The 22,754-nt window shown below is 42.4% G+C and carries 16 protein-coding genes; 6 read left to right on the top strand and 10 right to left on the bottom strand.

The annotated features are described in order from the left end of the window. Window positions 1-47: 47 nt before the first annotated feature. Window positions 48-653: a YdcF family protein gene (locus RMX69_RS24335; protein WP_322638967.1), complete on the bottom strand. Its 606-nt coding sequence runs from the start codon at window positions 651-653 to the stop codon at window positions 48-50. A gap of 291 nt (window positions 654-944) precedes the next feature. Between RMX69_RS24335 and RMX69_RS24330 the strand changes: the two genes are divergently transcribed. Beyond that, a complete protein-coding gene (locus RMX69_RS24330; protein WP_322638966.1) occupies window positions 945-3,062 on the top strand; it encodes a hypothetical protein in 2,118 nt (705 codons plus the stop codon). Between the two features lie 200 nt (window positions 3,063-3,262). Here the strand turns inward: RMX69_RS24330 and RMX69_RS24325 are convergent, their stop codons facing one another. The 7 genes from RMX69_RS24325 to ssuD all read right to left on the bottom strand — a co-directional run bounded on the left by RMX69_RS24325 (window position 3,263) and on the right by ssuD (window position 13,639). Further along, window positions 3,263-5,896, bottom strand: coding sequence for an S-layer family protein (locus tag RMX69_RS24325; RefSeq protein ID WP_322638965.1), 2,634 nt, complete (start codon window positions 5,894-5,896; stop codon window positions 3,263-3,265). A gap of 297 nt (window positions 5,897-6,193) precedes the next feature. Continuing rightward, window positions 6,194-7,528 carry a calcium-binding protein gene (locus tag RMX69_RS24320; RefSeq protein WP_322638964.1) on the bottom strand — a complete coding sequence of 445 codons (1,335 nt, stop codon included), beginning with the start codon at window positions 7,526-7,528 and terminating at the stop codon, window positions 6,194-6,196. A gap of 607 nt (window positions 7,529-8,135) precedes the next feature. Further along, window positions 8,136-9,491 carry a (Fe-S)-binding protein gene (locus tag RMX69_RS24315; protein ID WP_322638963.1) on the bottom strand — a complete coding sequence of 452 codons (1,356 nt, stop codon included), beginning with the start codon at window positions 9,489-9,491 and terminating at the stop codon, window positions 8,136-8,138. Window positions 9,492-9,554: 63 nt separating this feature from the next. Next, window positions 9,555-10,868 carry an FAD-binding oxidoreductase gene (locus RMX69_RS24310; RefSeq protein ID WP_322638962.1) on the bottom strand — a complete coding sequence of 438 codons (1,314 nt, stop codon included), beginning with the start codon at window positions 10,866-10,868 and terminating at the stop codon, window positions 9,555-9,557. A 663-nt stretch (window positions 10,869-11,531) separates the two neighbouring features. Then, window positions 11,532-12,098, bottom strand: coding sequence for an NADPH-dependent FMN reductase (gene ssuE, locus RMX69_RS24305; RefSeq protein ID WP_289797928.1), 567 nt, complete (start codon window positions 12,096-12,098; stop codon window positions 11,532-11,534). Next, the gene (locus RMX69_RS24300; RefSeq protein ID WP_289797929.1) at window positions 12,095-12,451 is read right to left on the bottom strand and encodes a beta-class carbonic anhydrase; all 357 of its coding nucleotides are present in this window, start codon (window positions 12,449-12,451) and stop codon (window positions 12,095-12,097) included. The genes ssuE and RMX69_RS24300 overlap by 4 nt, the downstream gene beginning before the upstream one ends. Before the next feature lie 27 nt (window positions 12,452-12,478). Then, the gene (gene ssuD / locus RMX69_RS24295; RefSeq protein ID WP_289797930.1) at window positions 12,479-13,639 is read right to left on the bottom strand and encodes an FMNH2-dependent alkanesulfonate monooxygenase; all 1,161 of its coding nucleotides are present in this window, start codon (window positions 13,637-13,639) and stop codon (window positions 12,479-12,481) included. Between the two features lie 447 nt (window positions 13,640-14,086). On the opposite strand from ssuD, the gene RMX69_RS24290 reads away from it, so the two are divergent. Both RMX69_RS24290 and msrB read left to right on the top strand, forming a co-directional pair. Further along, a complete protein-coding gene (locus tag RMX69_RS24290; RefSeq protein ID WP_289797931.1) occupies window positions 14,087-14,617 on the top strand; it encodes an MgtC/SapB family protein in 531 nt (176 codons plus the stop codon). Between the two features lie 232 nt (window positions 14,618-14,849). Continuing rightward, the gene (gene msrB, locus RMX69_RS24285) at window positions 14,850-15,344 is read left to right on the top strand and encodes a peptide-methionine (R)-S-oxide reductase MsrB (RefSeq protein ID WP_322638961.1); all 495 of its coding nucleotides are present in this window, start codon (window positions 14,850-14,852) and stop codon (window positions 15,342-15,344) included. 505 nt (window positions 15,345-15,849) lie between these two features. Here the strand turns inward: msrB and RMX69_RS24280 are convergent. Beyond that, window positions 15,850-16,449, bottom strand: a complete 600-nt coding sequence (locus RMX69_RS24280; protein ID WP_289797933.1) for an MBL fold metallo-hydrolase — start codon at window positions 16,447-16,449, stop codon at window positions 15,850-15,852. Between the two features lie 174 nt (window positions 16,450-16,623). Between RMX69_RS24280 and RMX69_RS24275 the strand changes: the two genes are divergently transcribed. The 3 genes from RMX69_RS24275 to RMX69_RS24265 all read left to right on the top strand — a co-directional run bounded on the left by RMX69_RS24275 (window position 16,624) and on the right by RMX69_RS24265 (window position 20,561). Then, window positions 16,624-17,808, top strand: coding sequence for a pyridoxal phosphate-dependent aminotransferase (locus RMX69_RS24275; RefSeq protein WP_322638960.1), 1,185 nt, complete (start codon window positions 16,624-16,626; stop codon window positions 17,806-17,808). A 492-nt stretch (window positions 17,809-18,300) separates the two neighbouring features. Next, complete coding sequence (locus RMX69_RS24270) at window positions 18,301-18,672, top strand: four-helix bundle copper-binding protein (RefSeq protein ID WP_322638975.1); 372 nt, start codon at window positions 18,301-18,303, stop codon at window positions 18,670-18,672. A 743-nt stretch (window positions 18,673-19,415) separates the two neighbouring features. Beyond that, the gene (locus RMX69_RS24265) at window positions 19,416-20,561 is read left to right on the top strand and encodes a patatin-like phospholipase family protein (RefSeq protein WP_322638959.1); all 1,146 of its coding nucleotides are present in this window, start codon (window positions 19,416-19,418) and stop codon (window positions 20,559-20,561) included. Window positions 20,562-20,846: 285 nt separating this feature from the next. On the opposite strand, the gene modB is transcribed toward RMX69_RS24265, so the two are convergent. Then, complete coding sequence (modB, locus tag RMX69_RS24260) at window positions 20,847-22,673, bottom strand: molybdate ABC transporter permease subunit (RefSeq protein ID WP_322638958.1); 1,827 nt, start codon at window positions 22,671-22,673, stop codon at window positions 20,847-20,849. Window positions 22,674-22,754 lie beyond the last annotated feature (81 nt).

Here is a 22,754-nt window from a genome sequence, read left to right as displayed (position 1 = left end):
AGCTTTATTTTCTAATTTTGGGCATTTTTATTTGCAGTCCGCTAAGGCTATATTTTAAACACTAAGTAGACCAAGTAAAAATAGGTTTCTCGGCTCAAAAATTCCATCTGACTGCGAAAACTGCGATAGCGGGTAGTAGGTGTAGGAGACGAATGTGCATCCATGCCTAAGCCTCGTGCCATCAATACGGCTCGTTTCATATGCAATGGATCGCTGACAATAAGAAACTTGGTTAATTGGTGAGCATTCGCTACTTCCAAAGCATTTTTGAGGTTCTGGTGAGTTGTGCGAGATTGAGTTTCAATTAGGATATCAGTAGCTTTAACCTGTTGTGCGATCGCATAATTTTTCCCAACTATAGCTTCAGCTGGTTCATTAATCTCGCCAACTCCGCCAGTAAAAATGATTGTCTTAACAAATCCATTTTTATATAAGTTAATGGCGTGGTTAATTCGCTCTCTGAAAACAGGAGATGGTTCTTCTTTCCAAACTGCCGCTCCTAAAACAATTGCTGCATCTGCCTTGATATTATTATTACTGCTACCATATAAATAAATACTTGAGGCAGAAGAAGCGATCGCTACCAACAAGGCAGATATCAAAGCCACTGTCAGCAAAATTAACCATTTTTTGGGAATTTTGTCATTGAGCATGAGGCGTTGTCCTATTTTTCATTCTTAGTTTCAATATCTCAGCTAAGTGCATAAGTCCTAAATATCTATGGCAACCGTGATTCCAGAGAGTTAGTAAATCGCAAAGTTTTGCTCAAGAGCGATCGCAGTCTTTACGGTTTAACCTGGGAGTGACGCTTGTCAAGCAAAAGCAACTAGATCGAGCTATTAACAGTAGATGGTAGCAATCGGACTATGGAGGTTTTGTTATCTGGTAAATTGCGGAGTTTTTGAGTATAAAATTTGGTATTTACGCCATATAGAAAGATTTTCATGATACTAAAAATTGTGCAACAATTTGGGCGATCGCTACCAAAGTCTTTTTTTGCAATTGCTCAATTTACCTTGACTTGTTTGCTTGTATTTTACCTATCCCCTGTTAACGCTACAACTATAGGATACTTAAGCGAACAAGGAGGACTATTTCGCCAAGCCCTAGCTGCTGCTAAGTTAACTCCAGAGGATGTCCGTTTGGAGATGAAAGACATGAATCTCTGGGGCAGTGATAAATATCGAGTCAAGTTGCTAGATGTGTTTTTCGATAACCCTTGGAAAATCAGTCCTTACACCCGCACCATTACTCAAGATTTACTTGCAGCTAAATCTGATTTAGCACAACTCGCTGCCAGTGCCTACAAAAGAATCGAAGGGGGTGTGAGTCTCCAATTAAACAGAGATTTGCTGACAAAATACAAACAGCAAGTACAAAAGCTGGGTGATGATGCCTTAGCTGTTGCTCTTAGCAAACTAAGCACTCAACCTGCTGATAATTTTAAAACTACTGAATACAAAGCTTTGCCACCACAGCTACGTTCTGCGGTAGCACAGTTTTTATTCACAGTACCAGATGCACTGCATTACAGACAAGTGGGATTGTTGCGATCGCTAGCTAAATTACAACTAGATGCCGATCGTACCTACACCGAAGTATTTAACTACGCAATTAAAACTGTGCAAGAAGAAGCCGCAGAAGAAGTAGATGCTAGCCCAGAAAAGGTACTGTTAATTGAATCTCTTTTAGACAACGTTGATTTTAAAATACTCAACACAGGAGCAATTTTAACAGCGGCCGCTGTTGGTGAAATGCAAAGTCAATTAAGCCAAATCCCAGTTAATTTGTTGCAAGGAAATTACAACTACAGCATAAATACACCCCAAGGTCGAATTATTCTCAGTGGTAAAGGCGATCGAGTCTATTCCCCTGACGATTACCTGTTGATTGTAGATGTTGAAGGTAATGATACTTACTCTGGCGGTGCTGCTACTAAAAATATTGCTCATGGTGTCAGCGTCACCTTAGATTTAGCTGGCAAAGACCGCTACTCTAGCCCACCGGGGAAAATTCCCAGCTTTGGGGCTGGTATCTTCGGCTACGCATTGCTGGTAGATTTACAAGGTGATGACAGTTATGAGGCCGAATACGCCAGTCAAGGCGTAGGTATTTTTGGTACTGGCATTCTCTACGATGCCCAAGGTCAAGACACTTATCAAGGCATTAGTAATTTACAAGGTAGTGGTACTTTTGGTTCAGGACTGCTAATCGATAATCAAGGCAGCGATCGCTATTCTCTCTACAGGTACGGTCAAGGCTATGGCTTTACTAAAGGAGTGGGGCTGCTATTAGATAGTGTAGGTGACGATAAATACATTGGACTAGAAGACAAATATCCCAACGGCGGCCCATTTGGAGCTAAAAGGCACGTCCATTTTATCCAAGGTGCAGGGTTGGGAAGACGTGCAGACTATACAGAAGGTCACAGTTGGGCTGGAGGTGTAGGGATGTTAGTCGATGGCGCAGGAAGCGATCGCTACGAATGTGAGGTTTACGGTCAAGGTACAGCTTACTGGTATAGCTTGGGCTTTTTGGTAGACAAGGCTGGTGATGACTACCACGATGCCGGCTGGTACAGCTTGGGAAGTTCGCCGCATTTTGGTGTGGGAGTTTATCAAGATGATGGAGGAAGCGATCGCTATACAGGTATCATTATGCAAAGTTTAGGCAATGGTCGCGACTGGAGCATTGGCTGGTTTGAAGATAGTGCCGGAAACGATTGGTATAACGGCAGCTTAATGACCTTCGGTACGGGAGATATTAACGGTATCGGAGTTTTCTGGGATAAGCACGGCGATGACACTTATCTATCTTTATTAGAACCAGCTTACGGACAATCCCGGTTAGAGGGTGTTAGTGGTTTGCGAGAGTTGATGCTGACATTAGGCTTATTTGTTGATGGAGGCGGGAAAGATAATTACCTGCTATTGCCAGAAACAGCCCTCAATACTCAATCTCTGGCAACTAATCCCGTTGCTGGTAACGATAGGACTTGGTGTCGCTCTACAAAACCTCGTTATGTCAAAATGGCTTACGGCTGCGGCATTGATGCTCAATAAGTTCGACCAAAATAGAACCCCTACGTATTGACAGAAAAAATCTGTTGACACTATCATGTGACAAATCTTTAATAATCTCTGCTAAACGTGTGCAACCTGGATACAAAGATTGCTACCAATAAAAACAGAGTGTAAGTTTTAAGGTCACACTTTGCTGTGGATGCCTTGGTAGTTGCTTTGATAAGTTTCAAATTGGTTTACTACTGGGCACAGGCAGTGAATGGCGAAGAAAAAGCAACAGGGATGTTTGCCCAAACCTCGGCAATCAAGTGAATATTACCTTTGCCATCTGCAACCCATTTTTGAGCTTCGATTATCGGTTGCTCAATAGTCACAGAAGACACAGTAGATGCAGAAACCTCTTGAGAGTGATTTCCCAAAGTCGAGTCAAGCGTTACCCACGGCACGAGCACTGCCCGCCCCAGTAATAGTTCATTGGGGCTTTCGGGCAATCCTCCGCGTCCGGTGGCAATAAAGCGACTAGCTGTTTGTCGCCCTCTATTAGAACAACCTTGAGCAATTTTCGTGGACGAATCAACAAAATTTGTGGGTAGTTCAATCAAGCCACGAGAAGGGTCTAGATCGGGTGTGTTGATTTCTACGACACCAGCTATGCCACGTTCAGAACTGGCGGTAATGTCTGAGAGTAAAGTTGGATGGGGCCAGGATTCAATGCCAAAGAGACTTCTAGCTTTGATGTCAACTCTACCGCCCCTACCAGTAAAGGCGTTGGCGCTGATGTTACTATCTTCCTTTGGTACGGCGACAATAAAGGGGGAGTTAATATTGATGTTGCCACCATCGCCACCCTTCTGGTCTGTGCCTGCGGTAGTGGATATTTCACTACCACGCCGCAGCAGTAAGAAGTCTTTTACTGATAGAGTGATGTTTCCTCCATTACCCGATGTCGTTTGCGAGGTAATACTTCCCTGGTTAAGACTCAAAGAGCTTGCTTGTATTTTAGAATCACCTGCTTTTCCAAGTCCTGTGCTGCTACTGGTTATCTGTGCGCTATCTTTGATAGTTAACTGCCCAGTTTCAATCGTTAAATTTCCGGCATCTCCCACGCCTGCGGTTTCAGTTGTCAAGAGGCTGGGCATCTGACCGTCGGCTGAGGTGCCATTTAGCTCTATAGAGTCAGAAGCATTCACTATTACGCTTCCTCCTCGCCCCTCGCCGACAGTACGGGCAGACACAAATGCTCCATCCAGGATTTGCAATTTCGCAGTTTTAATTGTCAATTCTCCGGCAGATCCGGTACCTGCGCTTCCAACAAGCAAGCCGCTTCTGTCCTGACTATTTGCCGATGTTCCAATCAGTTGCACTAATTCAGAAGCGGTCACACTCAACCTCCCTCCCGACTGAGCCGAGCCTAAATTGGAAGCTGAGGCTCTCGCCCCATCCCGGACAATAAATAAGCCAGTTTCAATCGTCAAGTCTCCAGGTTTGCCGGAACCTTCCCCCAAAGCAAACAGACCACTAGGTGTCGGGTTATCAGCTGATGTTGATGTTCCAATTAGTTGCACCGAATCAGAGGCTTTTACAAACAACAGTCCTCCTTGTCCGGAACTAGTCTTAGCACTAGCAGTTGAGATTTGTGCCCCACCCTGAACAATCAATTGCCCAGTTTCAATGTTTACCGAACCGGCATTTCCGACACCATCAGTCTGAGTTATGATTCTGCTAAAATTAGCACCATCAGCCGATGTTCCACTCAGTTCCACAGAATCAAAGGCTCTTACAGTCACAGTCCCCCCCTGTCCGGAGTTAAAAGTACCAGCTGCTATCTCTGACCCATCCCGGATAATCAACTTCCCAGTGTCAATCGTCAAACTTCCACCAGTTTCGGCACCATAAGTTTCAGCTAACAGACGGCTTGCTCCAAGGACTTCTACCAACTCGGAGGCGCGGACGATAAGTGTCCCTCCGGGTTCGGCTCCTGTGTTATTAGCTACAATCTGTGAACCATCAGCGATTGTGACACGTCTACCTTGTATCTGGATATCGCCAGTGCCTAGTTGAGAACCGACACCTCGTTCAAAACTGGTTTGGACTGTAGCTCCTTTGGTGAGGGATATGTCTGCTAACGCTACATTATCAGGAAAACTCAAACGCAGATTTTTGTCATCTATATTCAGCCCTACCGTTCCTTCTCCTGCTAATCCTCCCAATTCGACTCGACCATTGAGAACGGACAATTTCCCCCCTTCTAAGTTCACATCACCACCTATCAACAACAAACTTTGATTGGCAGAAAGTTGCAGACCTGCTGTAGATTGATTGGTAATCGATTTGGTAATTTGATTGAATAGCAAAGCTGAAGGATTGACCGTTAGGAGTGGAGGAGAATTAGGAACTGAGGCACTGAACAAGCCTTGCTCACCAAACCCGATGGCATTTGCTGTTGTTGCTACAAACGAACCTCCTATATTAAGTTGGGCATTCGGCCCAAAGATAATCCCCGATGGATTAATCAGAAATAAGTTAGCACTACCTAAGACACCGAGCCTGCCGAAAATCTCGGAGCGTTTACCCCCTGTCACTCGACTAATAATATTCTCAATCCCATTCGGATTAATGAAAATAGCTCGTCCTCCTTCTTTAACGTTGAACTGCTCAAAACTGTGGAATAGATTGACCCCCCGAATTGCTCCACCATTTATCCGGTCAAAGTTAGGAGAAGGTGTAACAACAGAACTTTCCTGACCTAATGTGTTATCGGGTACTATCTGGGCTAAAGCACACTCGTTGGCTGCTGCGATCGCTGTAACTAAAGTTAATAAACTTGCCAACCTCAACTGCCACCACTGATGAAATAAGCTTTGAGAGAACACGGTAAAAGTCGCCTTAAAGGAGATTTGTAAAGGTTTTATCAAGTGACTAGATAATTATTGATGAAACTGAGGAAATTTTCGACAGCGTAGTAACTTAATAGCCATGCTCAATTAATATCCAGCCTAGAAATTCTCTAAGTGGGATCATTGTTTTTAGAGTGTAGTCAATACTTTTCGGTTAAGGAGAAAAGAAGAAAGAAACATCTTTAACCTTTTCCCAAAACCCAACTCCAAGTTAAAAATGCTTAACCGAACAGTATTGGGAATGTAGTGTCTAAATTTGGGTTTGGTTAGGCACTACAAGACCAAGCTAATTGAAGAGGTTAGACCGTCGGAGACAAGCTCAATTTCGAGACTAGGTATGAAATAAGGCTTGTTCTCAAGAGTGGCGAATTCGGTTCCCTGGAATGACAAAGCACCAGTGTTGCTGTTGTAAGTAAACTCGTTAGTCGAAGTAGCGCTAAACCCAATTGTGGAAATCTGAATTTTGTCGCTCTGCGTGTAGCTGAAGTCCTTGATGATGTCAATGCCTTGGAACCGGAAGTTGAAGACAAATGTATCAGCACCAGTATCGCCTGTGAGTGTGTTGTTACCAGCAGCACCAACGAGTGTATCGCTACCAGAACCCCCATTTAAAAAGTCGTTACCAGCACCGCCTTCGAGTGTGTCGTTACCAGCCCCACCAACCAAAATGTCGTAGTCCCCATAGCCAAGCAAGTAGTCATTGCCATCGTCGCCAACCAAAAAGTTGTGACCGACATTCCCCTCAATTCGATTGTCTAGGGCGTTGCCTATGCCATTAATATTCTTGCTACCTGTGAGAACCAAATTCTCTAGGTTGTCACCCAATTTGTAGCTAAACGAAGACTCAACCGTATCGGTTCCTTCATTCAAGTATTCTTTAATCTTATCGATCAACGTCAACGGAGCAAGAGATACATTGTCCTCAGAATGCACCTGATTCCCGAATGCAAAAGTAATATAAGTGTCGTTGCCAGTTCCACCAATTAGGGTATCAAGCCCCTCACCGCCATCAAGAATGTCATTGCCTTCCTCGCCATACAGTACATTGCCACCTTTGTCTTCTCCGCCATTCAAATAATCGTTGCCCAAACCACCGTACAGTTCGTCAGCATTTGCACCACCATCAAGGCTGTCATTGCCAAAATCACCATACAGCATATCGTAACCATCGTTGCCATACAGTACATCGTTGCCTTCCAAACCATAAATAATCTCGTCTGCCGAGGTCCCTTGGATTGTGTCAGAACCTGTCGTGCCGTAGATGGATTCGGTTTCTCCTGAACGAAATACATCGGGTGCTGGGGCAACTGTAAATGTAGTTATATTTACATGGTTCTGGTTGTGATTCACAGGGTCAATACTAATAACACTATCATCAACACTATTACCAGTTTGAGAGAAGTTTTTAATGATGTCAAAACCATCAGTACTATAGACGTACAGTCCACGATCAAAAACGAGGACATCAATTACATTGTTGAAAACAAACTCATCACCACCACCACCACCACCATCAAGAATGTCATCACCTAGATCGCCGAAAATGGAATCATTTTCTAGAGTCCCAATCAGATTGTCGTTACCAAGGGTACCGTTAATAGATGCCATGTCCATCACTCCTTGTCAAACTATGGTTCAGTGCAGAATTCAATTAATTTCACGTGATCTGACAACCAACGGCATTCGTTATGCCTTAAGATCAACAATCTAGTTTCCTAGTAGTTCGACGGGTTAAAAAGGTACAAAAAAGCTGAGACTGTAATTACTAGAACTACCCCTTTCAAGGTAACTTCAAAAATCTTTTTTCTCTTTGTGTTCTCTGCACAGCTCCGGTTTGAAATAATTTTTTTTGGTTTGCTGAATAATGGGATGATTTCGCCCTATTTTGAACGAATTATCAATGGTTTCATACCGCATCTATCAACGCCATATTTTTTTACCAATTTTGCCAAAGAACACACAGAATAAAAATCCAAAAGGATTTGTTGACCAAGATTTTTACTCACCTTAAAAGGACTCCTTCTAGTAATTTACCTCAAGATGTATTTTTGCAATTGGTCTGTCTTAGCAACCATGACTGCTCAGGCTGTAAGTAGAAATGAGAACGTTCTGTTAAACTAAGTTGACATCAATGAGAGCTGTGCGCCCCTACCTGTGATTTTCTGCCTTTAACAGGAGAGGACAAAAGTAAATGCACAACGCAGCTAGCAAACGTCTACAATTTCAACTTCTCACCGCGAATCGAATAATCTAACAACTCCATCGGGTGAATAACTGAAATCTTCTTACCTTGCAACTGCAAATGTTTAGTAATTTGCAAAGTACATCCAGGATTAGCAGAAGCAATTAACTCAGCACCAGTATTCAACAAATTCTCTACTTTTTGCCGACCCAATTCTTCAGACACTTCTGGTTGCAACATATTATAAACCCCAGCACTGCCACAACATAAAGCTGCATCTATTGGTTCTCTTAACTTCACCCCTGGAATTTGTCGCAACACCTGACGTGGTTGGACGCTAATCTTTTGCCCATGTAATAAATGGCAAGCATCTTGATAAACTAAATTCAATGGTTTATCAGTCAGTGGTGAAAGTTTCGCTGTTAATCCAACAGTTGCCAAAAATTCTTGAGCATCTTTAACTTTAGCTGCAAAATCCTTTGCCTTTTCCCGATATTCGAGGTCGTCTTCTAAAATGTGACCGTACTCTTTCAAAGTATGACCGCAACCAGCAGCATTGATAATTACAAAATCGACATCCGTCTTGGCAAAACTATCAATCATCTGCCTTGCTAAAGCTTTTGCCTGTTCTGTTTGTCCTTGGTGTTCGGGAAGCGCCGCACAACAACCTTGAGATTTGGGAATCACAACTTCACAACCATTCGCTGTTAAAACGCGCACTGTGGCTTCATTTACAGGTGAGAAAAACAGCCGTTGAACGCAACCCAAAATTACCCCAACTCGATACCGCTTTTCACCTTTAGCAGGAATCACACTAGGCAAATTATCTTGAAAAGATTTGAGAGTAATTTCTGGCAGAATTGATTCCATTGCTGCCAAACGGGGCGATATTTTATTCAGTAAACCCGTAGCCCGAAATAACTTAGCAAATCCTAACTTTTGATAAACCAATAATGGAACTAATAAAACCCGTAAAAGATGGGGATAAGGAAACAGAGAAAATATCAGTTTACGAAAAAACTGATCTGGTAAACTGCGGGGATAATTTCGTTCAACTTGATGACGAGTTGCAGAAATTAACTTGTCATATTGCACCCCCGAAGGACAAGTACTCACACAAGCAAGACAGCCCAAACAAGAATCAAAATGTTCTACTGTTGCCGTATTGAGGGCAATTTCACCCTCATTAATTGCATCCATTAAATAGATGCGTCCTCTAGGAGAATCCATCTCCTTACCCAGCACCCGATAACTGGGACAAGTCGAAAGACAAAATCCACAATGTACACAACTATCAATTAACTTCGGATCAGGCGGATGACTCTCATCAAATCCCTTCAAATTCTTTAAACTAGCCGTATTATTAACAGAATTTTTTGAAACTTGCATATTTCTCTTTTTCCCCTCTCTATCTCAGCGTCAGCTGTGTCTCTGCGGTTCGTTTTCTTAAAACTAAATCCCACCCACAAAGCGACCAGGACTTAAAATATTCTTACTATCAAACTGTTCCTTAATACGGCGCATCAACGGCAAAGCATTCCCCGTATAACCCCAAACATCTATTTGTTCTTTAACCCCAACTGGTGCTGACAGAATTGTTAAAAAACCTTTATTCGCTTGAGTGGAATCGCGCACCTTCAAAACTTGATTTTTACTCTCTAATTGTAACAAACCTAAACCACTACTAATATGAATTAAACCCAACTCCACTTGAGTTAAAATCTCCACAGCAGCAGTAGGTAACACTCCTATTTTGCAGCTAATTACCGATTCTGTAGCAGTAGTATGGATTCGTTCTTGCAATCTCTGCCATAGATTAGCTTCGTCACCATCGGCAAAAATTGCTCCATTTAAACCCAACTTTTGCCCAACTTCCAAAACTCGGTTTGATTGTTCTTTAACACTCTCACTAATACTTTGAAACCGAGCAATTAATCCCAGCCCTTCACCCAATCCTAAACTAGACACCAATTTAGCTGATAGCAAATCAGCCTGAACTGGTGTTAATGCCGAACCTCGAAGGATATCAGCCGCTTGAGATACAGCCTCAGCTTTACCAGTTAGTAGCACCGTCCCTGATGCCTCGGCTAACGGATACAGGCGAAAAGTTAGTTGACTAATAAAGCCTAATGTGCCATAAGACCCAGTAAGCAACTTCATCAAGTCATATCCGGCGACGTTTTTAACTACTCTTCCGCCAGCTTTGGCGATTTCTCCATCAGCACGGACAAAGGTAATACCTAATAACTGGTCGCGCACACTACCATAGCGTTGCCGCAGAGAACCTGTATCACCTGTGGCAACAATACCGCCAATGGTTGCCGACTCTGGTGCTGTGGGGTCAAGGGCGAGAAATTGCCGCGATTTTGCCAAAAGTGCTTGCAAATCGGAGAACTTCATCCCAGCTTCTACGGTGACAGTCAAATCGCCAACAGCGTGTTCAATCAATTGGTTGATGCGTTCTGTACTAACTACAACATCAATGCTTTTCGCTAAACCACCCCAGCTAAGTTTACTGCCACTACCACAGGGAAGGACACGCCAGTTATTTGCGTGAGCCGTGGTAATGACTGCGGCTAGCTGTTCTTGGCTGCTGGGATAGACAATACAACTGGGTGAATTTCCAGAAGCTATAGCCTGTTGGATACGTTTTTGCTGACTGAGTTCGATATTTTCCCAAAGGCAAATAGCATTTTCTTCACCGACGATAGATGCAAGTTCAGAAGCGCAGACGCCTTGCGGCTTGTCGTTAGACATCGCTTTCATTGAGTTTATTTTTTTACGCCCTACTTCTAATTTACTGGCTAACCTGACCAAAAAAGCGCATTGCCATTAATCGGTGGCTTTAGATTCCTACGGCTGGTTGCACCAACGACAGCTTGTAATTAGTGCCAAATAAAAGAAAGTTTGTTTTTCAGGCGATCGCTACTCATTTACAATAAACTTTTTACCGCAGTCTGCAACTTTAACGTTTATGACTAATAATCTATTGGGTAAAAAGTTGAGCTTTGTTAAAGCTGAATAAAGTTGTGATCTCTTGTCTTAAGAGCGATCGCGCTTTGGTTAGTTAAGGTATTAGCCTTATTCAATCTATAATTTTGTGAATTTGGTGATAAACTTTTAAATTTAAGTGGAGAAAGTAGTAGATGAGTAAATTTAACTCATCTACTACAAGTAGAGTTAGGAGACATTTTGCATATATACAAGATATTTTATAGAAAAAATAATAAATTATAGCGGTGTTAGTTGAATAGACTATAGAAGTTGTGAGATAAGTATGAGCATAGTCTATAAATAATTGTAATATTGCAATAAAAGTGCAATTTATGAAAGTAAAGTTATGTAGCTTTGATTAACTTTAAAAAAAAGTAACAGATGGGTAAAAATTACCCCTCTGCTACAAGCAAACGGAGGTATAAACTTGATTATTTAATTGGCATGAACCAATTCTTGAGGCGCTGCGGCATCATATTCTACAGCTTTCACAAATTCCTTGAGAACGTCTTTGAGTCTTTGCTCAATTTCCTCATCTAACAAGACACTATTATCAGCTTGGCGTTGAATTTGTTTGTCTACCGCATAAATAGTAGCTAGGATATGCCGCGCTCCTAATTCAGATAACACAGGTTTTAGGGCATATTCAATTGCCAATAAATGAGCGATTGTTCCACCCAAAGCAATTGGTAACACGGGTTTACCTGTTAATGATTTTTGTGGTAGCAAATCTAGAAATGTTTTTAGCACTCCTGTATAAGCTGCTTTGTAAATTGGGGTGGCAATAATCACACCATCTGCCTTTGCTAATAAAGCTTTCGGCTGTTCTAATGCAGGGCTGTCGTATCGTCCAAAAACTAAATCTTCAGCAGGCAAATCCCGAACTGAAATAATATCTACATGCAAGCCTTCTTGTTGTAAAAGCTTGGCAGTGTACTCGACCAAACCATAGGTTCTAGATGGATGGGTTGGACTACCTGCGATCGCTAGAATATTTGTCATTCAATTAAACTCCCAATTTCTAAAACGGGTTCAGTATGTTTTGTGGTTTTGGTATTCATAACTGATGCTGTCATCATGCCACATTCGGTATGATTAATAACGATGATTTCTTTTGTGCCAAAAAACTGTGTAGTTAACATCGCTGATCGAATTGCATCATCCGTCACTAACCCCCCAGCATTACGGAAAATATGAGCATCTCCTTCACCAATTCCTAATGCTTTCTCCACTGGTAAACGTTCATCCATGCAAGCTAGCACCCACAAGCGTTTATTGTTAGGTATTCCCAACTGACGACGCAATACACACGCTTCTTTTTCTGAGATTTTTTGGTCGATTTGTTGGTGCAGCATAGCTATTAATCTCCTAGTTCATAACTACTAGGATATGGACGTTGCTCTTTCTTGAAGCTTTTGCTTAGGGAAATCTTCATTTGCCACAATCTCGCCGAATGGACTTAAGACGTGTTGCTTCTCCATTGTGGGTAAATTTTCTAATGGCAAATGGGGAAATAGAAGTTCTGCAACTCGATAAGCTTCCTCTAGGTGGGGATAGCCAGAGAGGATAAAGGACTCAATACCTAAATCTCCATATTCTAATATCCTGGCAGCTACGGTTTGGGGATCGCCGACTAAGGCTGTTCCTGCACCACCCCGCACTAAACCGACTCCCGCCCACAGGTTCGGGCTAATCTCTAATGCCTCACGATTACCGTGGTGTAATTGAGTCATTCGCTGTTGCCCAACTGAATCCATCCGGGCGTAAGCTTTTTGGGCTTTAGCGATCGCCTCATCATCCACATACTTAATCAATTGATTCGCCGCATCCCAAGCTTCACTCTCGGTTTCGCGCACAATCACATGTAGGCGAATTCCAAACCGCAAAGTCCGGCCTTCTGCTTCTGCAAGTCTGCGAACTGCTGCAATCTTCTCGGCTACTTGTGCCGGTGGTTCGCCCCAAGTTAGATAAACATCTACATGCTTGGCAGCAATTTTTTGAGCAACAGGAGAGGAACCGCCAAACCACAAGGGCGGATATGGCTTTTGAACAGGTGGAAAAAGCAGTTTACCATCTTGAATATTGAGATAATCACCCTGAAGATTGGCTTGTTCTCCACTAGCGATCGCTCGCCATACTGTCAAAAATTCATCTGTTAATTCATAGCGGCGATCGTGATCCAAATGCAAGCCATCTCCCGCTAACTCCACGGGATCGCCACCGGTCACGACATTAATCAGCAAGCGTCCTCCAGAGAGGCGATCAAAAGTTGCCGCCATCCGTGCTGCTACTCCAGGTGATACCAAGCCGGGACGAATTGCCACCAAAAAACGCATCTGTCGGGTTAGTGATACCAAGGTTGACGCGACAATCCAAGCATCTTCGCAAGAGCGACCTGTAGGCAGCAATGCCCCTGTATAACCAAGGTCATCCACCGCTTGGGCAATCTGCCGCAGATAAGGAAAGCCTACTGCCCGTCCGCCTGTAGCAGTTGCAAGGTAACGTCCGTCGCCATGAGTTGGGATGAACCATAGTAGCTGCATGAATCCTGTCCTTTTAAACTCCGGTAATTTGATAGAAATACCGTACTTTATTTGTAGTTTTTAGAGTATCACATATTCTATTTAAGTAAGCAAGAAGTTTTCAGAAAACTCCGGTATTCCTATCAGACCAATGTATATTAGTCAAAAAACTAGCGTTGGGTATTGGCATTAGGCACAAGAGGCAGAGGTGCAGAGGGGAAAAACTTACTGCAACTTCTCCCCTGCTCCTCTGCTCCCTTACCCTCTTTCTGTCTCTAGGAAGAATCCAGGAATGGTGGGTTTGTGTATACTTATTTACTTATTCATAACCTTTTGTTAAATTAACTTTAACGTACTAAAAACCTATTGATTTGCTGTGCTTAACTTTTCAGCTACAAAAGTGGGTAGCCATCCAGCCCACTGCCAATAGGTGCAAAATTGTGTTCTATCTCTAGGAGAAATAAGGCAATGGGGCCGATGTTTATTAGTGCCAACGATTGGCCACATATAGCGTTTAGATTGTCTTTGGCACTCCTGGTTGGTTGCTTGATTGGATTTAACCGTCAGCAAGGAGGTAGACCAGCAGGGATGAGAACGTTCATGCTCGTGAGTATGGGAGCAGCATTATTTGTGATGATTCCTTTGCAGGCTGAGGGCGAGAGTCCTTATGCTGCTACCAATGCACTGAGTCGCACAATTCAAGGTGTAGCTACCGGGGTTGGATTTCTTGGAGCCGGATTGATTTTACAAGAGTCTCCGAGAAAATCTGCAACGCCAAAAGTAAAGGGTTTAACTACAGCCGCCTGTGTCTGGACTGCTGCCGGCTTGGGGGCTGCAATTGGTTGTGGTCTATGGCAAATGGGATTATTGGGAGGTTTACTGACTCTGATTACCCTCAGTGGGGTAAAGCGGCTCAATCGCGCATTTGTATTTATGACGAGTCATGGTAAACACGGGACTACTCAGCATTTCACCACCTCTGATGAAGATGATGATTGACCGTAGTTTATGCTCCAATTGAAAACTATACTTGCTATTGTCCAAAAATCAGGTCAAATAGATCGGATTTCCACCTAGTATTTGGCTAAAAAATAATTTGTTGTTTCTTAGCTAATTTTAATCAGTTTATCAGGGCTAATTCAGAGCGATCGCTGATTATAGTCATTCATGTAGGGAATCCCGTACTGGAATTGATTGGCCAGTGAACCGGAAAATAGAAAATAATAGATATATGGACAAACGCTATTTTTTACAGGCTGGTGCAGTCATAGTCGGCACAGCATTTTTATCAAGGTATATCAATTGGGGGTCACAAGCAATGACAACTTCTCAGAGTGGATTTGAAGTTACCAAACCAGAGTCAGAATGGCGCACAATTTTAACGCCAGAACAGTTTAATGTATTGCGTAAACATGGGACTGAACGCCCTTACACCAGTCCATTGGATAAGGAATACGACAAGGGTACTTATTATTGTGCTGCGTGTGAACTACCACTGTTTACATCTGACACCAAATTTAACAGTGGTACTGGCTGGCCTAGCTTCTTTAATCCAATTGAAGGTGCGATCGCTACTACTGTAGACAAGTCATTGTTTATGACCAGAACTGAAGTGCATTGTAGTCGCTGTGGTGGTCATCTGGGTCATGTTTTTGATGATGGTCCTGCACCCACTGGCAAGCGCTATTGTATGAACGGTGTTTCGCTAAAGTTTACTCCTGCTTGATTAAGTTGCGTAGGCGTAGACCCTCGTGACATCGCATACACAACCTAAATCATCAGATTTTGGAGCTTGACCAAGGGTGAACAAACTTTTGACAATAACTTCTCCTACTCAGTGCTACTGGACGAAATATTGTCAATTTAGGAAAGTGCAACTCTTGGTCTTCGCTAAAGATATTTACCTAAATTAGCCTATTTGTTTGGCTCTTTTTTCTCCTTTTTGTCTTTAGGATCTTTTTTAGGTTTTTTAGCTTCTTTATTACTTTTTCTTTCCTTAGACATCAGCGTTCTCCAACTAGATTGATCGTTAAAAGCCTTCGCATTCTGCCGTCAGGAAATCAGGATATTACTTACCTGATATTCTTTTATGGCAAAAAAGAAACTATCAGACATAAATGCTACTAACTACCATGATACGGTGTTGTTTGATTTTCGTCTGAGAGCCTTTTTATCTATTTGAACCATAATCGCCTGTAGGGTAGCATAGCTAGCTGTGCTACCCTAATTATTTAAAGCGTTGCTACAAGATCCTTTAAGCGATCGCGTCCATCCCGAAAGACTGGCCAACCATCCCCCACCAACACTGCTTCTACCCGACTTAGTTGAGCCAACCTGCGAACAGAAGCTACAGCCTCTTCTCGATTCAGCAGTTTGTCATCTGGTAAAATCGTTAAGCTACCTGCTTTACGTGCCCGGACTAAATCCCCTGTAATTAAAGTTGTCTCTTCCAGTAACAAAGCCAACTCACCGGGAGTTTTAGAACCATTGAGTTCAATCACCTCCAGTCCTGGCACAAATTCTTCACCATCAGATAGCCAGCGATCGCAAGGTATAGGAAAAGTGTCTTTTTCTGCAATGGGGCCAGCAATCTTGGCATAAGTTTGATCGGCAATTTCTTTACTTGCTCTGACATGCTCAGAATTCGTCAGCACAATCCAAACCACACCGCCGAGGGATTTTAGATGATTCCAATCATGGTTTGATAGGGCTACTGGGTCAATCAAGATGTTGCCATCTGGGCGAATCCAGGCAATCCCATTGAAATCAATATTTCTTGCCGGATTGAAATTAGACCAGCTATACAGATCGGGACGGTGCAAAGATTTCATGATGATTCTGGATCGTTACTTCAATAATTGACTATTAATCTCAATAATTAAGTATATAGATTATGAGGTTGTATTCCCTCTAGATCGGAAATTTGAGTATACTACGATAAATCTATCAGCATTATGGTTTTTATCGGGTTTGTAGAAATTCTCGGTTAACGGCAATACGGAGGTATGGTGGTGAGTAAGATTGGGCGGCAAAAGATATCAGCGAAGGCAGAACAGTTTACAGAGTCGGTGATTCGAGAAATGACGCGGGTAGCACTGCAACATGATGCAGTGAATCTAGCGCAGGGTTTCCCTGATTTTCCCTGTCCACTAGAATTGAAACAGGCAGCATATCAGGCGATAGAGGCAGATGTTAATCAGTATGCCATTACTTGGGGCGATCGCCCATTTCGTCATGCGATCGCTAATAAAGTCCGTTGGTATCTCGGCTTAGATATCAATCCCGAAACCCAAATCACCGTTACCTGTGGTTCTACAGAAGCAATGGCATCTGTGATGCTAGCGACAGTCAATCCGGGTGACGAAGTAATTGTATTTGAGCCATATTATGAAAACTACGGCCCCGATGCGATTTTAGCTGGTGCTATACCCCGCTACGTGACACTGCATCCTCCTCATTGGACATTTGATGAATCACAGTTGCGTCAAGCTTTCAATGCCAATACCAAAGCGATTATTATCAACACACCCCATAACCCCACAGGTAAAGTCTTTACCCGTGAAGAACTCACCCTAATTGCTGAACTTTGTCAAAAATGGGATGTGTTAGCGTTCACTGATGAAATTTATGAACATATTCTCTATGATGGCACTCAACATATTGCCCTAGCGACTCTTCCTGGAATGGAAGAACGTACCGTTACTATTAATGGTTTATCCAAAACTTACAGCGTCACTGGATGGCGAGTCGGCTACATTCTAGCAAACCCTGAATTGACAGGAGCAATTCGCAAAGTTCATGATTTTCTCACCGTTGGCGCACCTGCACCATTGCAACGAGCCGGAGTTGCCGCCATGCAACTGCCACCATCCTATTATGAAGAACTAGCCAAACTTTATCACCAGAAGCGAGACAGCATTTTACAAATTCTAGACCAAGTTGGGATTCCCTATTTCGTTCCCAAAGGAGCCTATTACGTTCTTGCAGATATTTCCAAATTTGGCTATAAAACAGATGTTGAATTCACTTACCATCTGATTAAAAATATTGGTGTCGCTGTAGTTCCCGGTTCCAGCTTTTTTAGCCAACCAGAAAAAGGACATTCATTGATCAGATTTTGCTTTAGCAAAAGACCTGAGACATTAAAAGCAGCTAGCGATCGCTTACTCAAATTAGAATCAAATCTATAACCGACATCATATCTTATGTAAGTTGTGAAAATTACTTTTTTGAGGAAAGTTTATTTGAAGTGCAGTTGAAATTCCATTATGAATTACGAATTTTCCAGGACATATCTCTTCAAATTAATATAAGTTAATAAAATACAGGTTAATATAAATTTACAAATGCTTAGTCTAGGCATTCATTTGTTAAAAAAAATAACATTATTTTCGAGTTAAATTTAACTCTAACTTTTGATCCCCGACGTAAATTTGAATTGTCAAATTAAACCCCACTCTAAAGCGAGGGTTTCTAAGGCTTAATGTATAGTATTCCCCAGAAAAACAACACTAAACGACTGTAGAATTCCTTCAATTTTCCGGTAATTATATCGGGATAGTAGGCTTAAAAATTCTGGATTAAAAACCCCATTGACTCTTTAAAAGGATAGGACTAATGTGATGAGTAGTCCTTAAAAGGACACTATTTATGCATCAAAAAATCAGGAGGTATTTCCGATGATGATGATGATGATGAATGAAACCATGACTCCAAAAATGCAGACTTGCATGGATGTTTGTATGGATTGTCATAAAATGTGCATGGAAACCATGACTCATTGCATGAGTAAAGGTGGTCAGCACATGGACAAGAATATGATGAGCATGATGAGTATGATGCGCGATTGCTCTGAAATGTGCATGATGTGCATGAATATGATGATGAGCGGTTCTGAGTTCATGGAACGCACTTGTATGCTTTGCGCGGAAATGTGCGATCGCACTGCAATGGCGTGTGAGATGATGAGCGATGACGCGAAGATGATGGAATGTGCTGCCGCTTGCCGCAAGTGTGCAGAGTCTTGCAGAAGTATGCACATGATGCCCGCATAATTTCCCTAACTAGCAGAAGTTTCTCTGCAACCTAATATTCAAGCGCTCAGACTCCTTGGGGTCTGGGCGCTTGAAGTAAGGACTTCTAAAATTACCAGTTGATGCAAGTCTAAACCAATACTTGAGAAATAATTAATATTACTTAAAATAGTTTCGGAATTAGAAGCGATCACCTAAAGGTAGTTTTATCCAGTACCTTAGGATTTGTTAAAGTCAGTAATAGTATTTAGACCAATAGCAGAGCGATTAAAAGCAGCACTGATGTTGTCAAGGAATCTGTCAGTCGCCGGACTAACTGTGAATACGTTATTACCTGCCTAGTTTCTCGCGCTTCATATCTAGCAAACTCTTTGCCTTTTTGTAACTATCGAACTCACATTAATTTAATATTCTGGAATTAAGGCAAGTGATTTTACTGGGGATGTGCCTAGATGTAGATGTTATATTTGCGGCATCCACCAGTACCTCATAATTTGACTTTCAGACCACATTTTATGCTTAAACGCCTAGCGATATAAGGAATTAAAGGCATTAATTTTGCACCAATTGGATACACTACCAGGTCAAAAGTTATGTCAAATTGTCAATCAGTGGTTGCATCAGAGTGTACGAAATGCTTCTTGTGTTTGATGCTGGTGGGGTGGATTGGGTTGGGAAAAAATGTCTCGAACTCAAAAAGTTCAGAAATTGATTTTGGATATCGTCAGAGATACAGAACAAACTAAATTAACAAGGAATTGGATATGTCAAAGACGTTTAAAATTCTCAGCTTAGATGGGGGTGGCATCCGTGGAGTTATATCCGCAACAATTTTAAAGAAGATAGAGACAACACTGAAAGAAAAGAAAAATGGGCAGAAATTACATGAATATTTCGACTTGATTGCTGGGACATCCACTGGTTCAATTCTGGCTGCGGGAATTGCCTGTCAGATGGAAGCTCAACAACTGATTAACGTCTACAAAGAACAAGGAAAAGATATCTTCCTAGAGTCGGTACGTCAGCAGCGAAAATGGCGGTGGTTGAGTCAAATTCTCGGAGGTTATGTGTTATATCCCCACGAGCGGGGAGAACAGGGGTTGGCTCAGGTCTTAAAAAGAAACTTAATTCATCAGGGAAAATGCCCGACAATTGCAGATATCAAGCAGCCAAATCTCTTGATCCTTGCGTATGACGTTTTATCCCGAAACACAACGTGGTTTGCGAATGACGACGATAAAGAATGGTACTATAAGAACAAGACTGAACTATGGAAAATATGCACAGCTTCAGCTTCAGCACCAACATTTTTCCCTCCTTACGAACTCCGCCGCAACTCCGAGGAGTTTCTTCCGCACATTGATGGTGGAGTAGCGGCTAATAACCCAGAGTTGGCTGCGATCGCCCATGCTTTATCTATGCAAATAAATGACCAAGGTAAAACCAGACCCAAGATAGAGGAAATTGCTGTTCTCTCCATTGGAACTGGTCGAACAACTCGTCCATATGAATATTCCGAGATCAAAAAATGGGGACTCCTGGATTGGGCAAAGAATATACCAAATATTTTCCTAGACCCTTCTGCGGAAAATTCCAACTATATTTCTCGGCGCATATTTAATAGCATAGGTAGTGAAAATTATCTGCGTTTGGATTTCGATCTAAACGAACAGTTTGAACCAAGACAATCAGGTAGACCGAAGAAAAAGTTAAAGAAGCCCTATAACAAGTACGTTTTAAAAAAGGACGACAAGAATTATAAATGCATCACCGAAGAGATGGACAATCCCGAAAAATGTCAAGACCTGATAGAGGCAGCTGAATGCTATCTTGAGTACGGAGAAGTTGCCTTTAAAAAGCAAAACATTGAAGTTCGGTCTGCAATTGAACAGTTTATCGAGTCTCATTAAGCATTAAGATGTCAGCAAAAAAGCGATCGCCCCTCTATTTTTATTTGAATTAAGACAATGTAGAAGTTGTGGAGAGAGCGATCGCATTTTCCATTGCACTTGTGCTTTACTCTGGTATGACAATCAATCCTGGTGGAGCCAAATAAAGGAGAACCCAATCCCACCTCCGAGTCTAAATCTTGCTGCAAACGGATAGAATCGATAAAATAAAATAGAGAGAATAGGCTTTGCTATCCGATAAGCTAACGATTCCATCAGGATATCATATTACCTCTATCTCTGCGTTCACTCCATCAAAATTAACCGCAGAGGATCTAAACGCACATACCAAGGAAAAGGCTGGTCTTTCATCGTCGCCCATTTTTCTTTAAAGACTTCAGCTTGCAGATGGTAATCTTGAGAATTCTTGCCAGCCGAATGTAATTTGAGAAATAATGTCATTCTATGGGGTGTTTCACTAGTTCGTACTACCCAGCAAGGAAAGGTATTTTCCTGTGATGAGTCGTTGGTAAAAATAAACTGATGGGCACGAATGCCGACGTGAGATAATTCGCTCTTGACTGGTTCAATTACTTGCAAAGTACAACCCCAATCAATCGCTTCCAACTGTTGTGATGACTGGAGAACAGCATGGGAGAAGTTTTTGCATCCAGTGAGTTGAGCAACACTCACAGTAGCAGGATGCTGGAAAATCTCATGTTTGCTACCATAATGAACGGCTCTGCCATGCTCCAATACCAATAGATTCGGACAAATCCGATAAGCTTCTTCCATATTATGGGTGACAAATAAAGTCACACCTTGGTAGTCAGCAAGAGTTTCTGTCATTTGCTGTTCTAATTGACTACGCAGATGTGTATCAAGTGCCGAGAACGGCTCATCTAAAAGTAATGCTTCCGGTTGACTTGCCAATGCTCTTGCTAAGGCTACTCGTTGTTGTTGTCCCCCAGAGAGTTGGTGCGGATAGCGATCGCCTAATCCCTGCAATTGCATCGCGATTAGTTGCTCCTCTACCTGTACCCGAATACTCCCAGCAGATAATTTTTTGGCCAAGCCGAAAGCGATATTTTGCGCCACATTCATGTGCGGAAACAGCGCATAATTCTGCACTAAAAAACCGATGCGGCGATCGCGGCTGGGTACATTAATTCCTTGTTCTGAGTCAAACAGAACTCTGTCATTTAAAACTATGCGGCCATTTGTGGGCGTTTCTATCCCCGCAAGGCAGCGCAAAATCATACTCTTACCTGCACCAGAACCCCCCAATAATCCCAAGGGTTGCTCATCAGTAGTAAAAGCAACTTTTAAATCAAAGCTAGGAAGTATTTTTTCAATGTTGACAAACAATCCCCCAGATTCAAAGCTAGATTGCGGAGTATAAAGAATTTCTCCCCCTGCTCCCCACTCCCGTTCGACTACGCTCACGGCAAGCCCGCTCCCCGCCCCCCTCCCCTTTTCCCTCAATTCTTGCCAGAAGTTGACTGCAATAATTCCAGAGAGAGAAATCACCATAATTGCGATCGCCCAAAACCAAGCCTCGTTTATTGCTCCCGCTTCCACTGCAAAATAAATCGCCATTGGGATTGTCTGCGTTTGTCCTGGAATGTTACCAGCCAACATCAACGTTGCGCCGAATTCTCCTAAAGCACGGGCAAAAGCTAACATTGTGGCGGCGACAATGCCGGGTAGTGCTAAGGGTAAACTGATGCGCCAAAAGATTGTAGTTTCAGTTGCACCAAGAGTTCTAGCAACTCGCAGCAGATTACCATCTATTTGTTCAAAGGCTCCCAGTGCAGTTTTATACATTAAAGGGAAAGAAACTACTGTAGCTGCGATCGCCGCACCATACCAAGTAAAGACGATGCTGAAGTCAAAAGCCCCCATAAATTTCCCTACAGGGCCATTTTTGCCAAAAAATAGCAGCAACAAGAACCCGACAACTGTGGGCGGTAAAATCAGAGGCGCAATAAAGATACCCTCAATCAACGATTTACCTTTACCACAATATCCCAGCATCCAGTAGGCAGCAGCGATACCTAAGAAGAAGGTGATAAATGTGGCAAGTAATGAAGTTTTAAGTGATATCCAAAGAGGCGATAAATCCAATGGCATAGTTGCGTAGGGAAGAATTAGCTCAACTAATCCCTAATTTACCAACTTTAGCTTGAATATGTCGGGAAAAGTTGGTAAATT

It is taken from the genome of Nostoc sp. EspVER01, assembly GCF_034530635.1.
Lineage (GTDB): Bacteria > Cyanobacteriota > Cyanobacteriia > Cyanobacteriales > Nostocaceae > Nostoc.
Note: the sequence above shows the minus strand (reverse complement) of the source record. Positions and strands in the feature narration are given on the sequence as shown.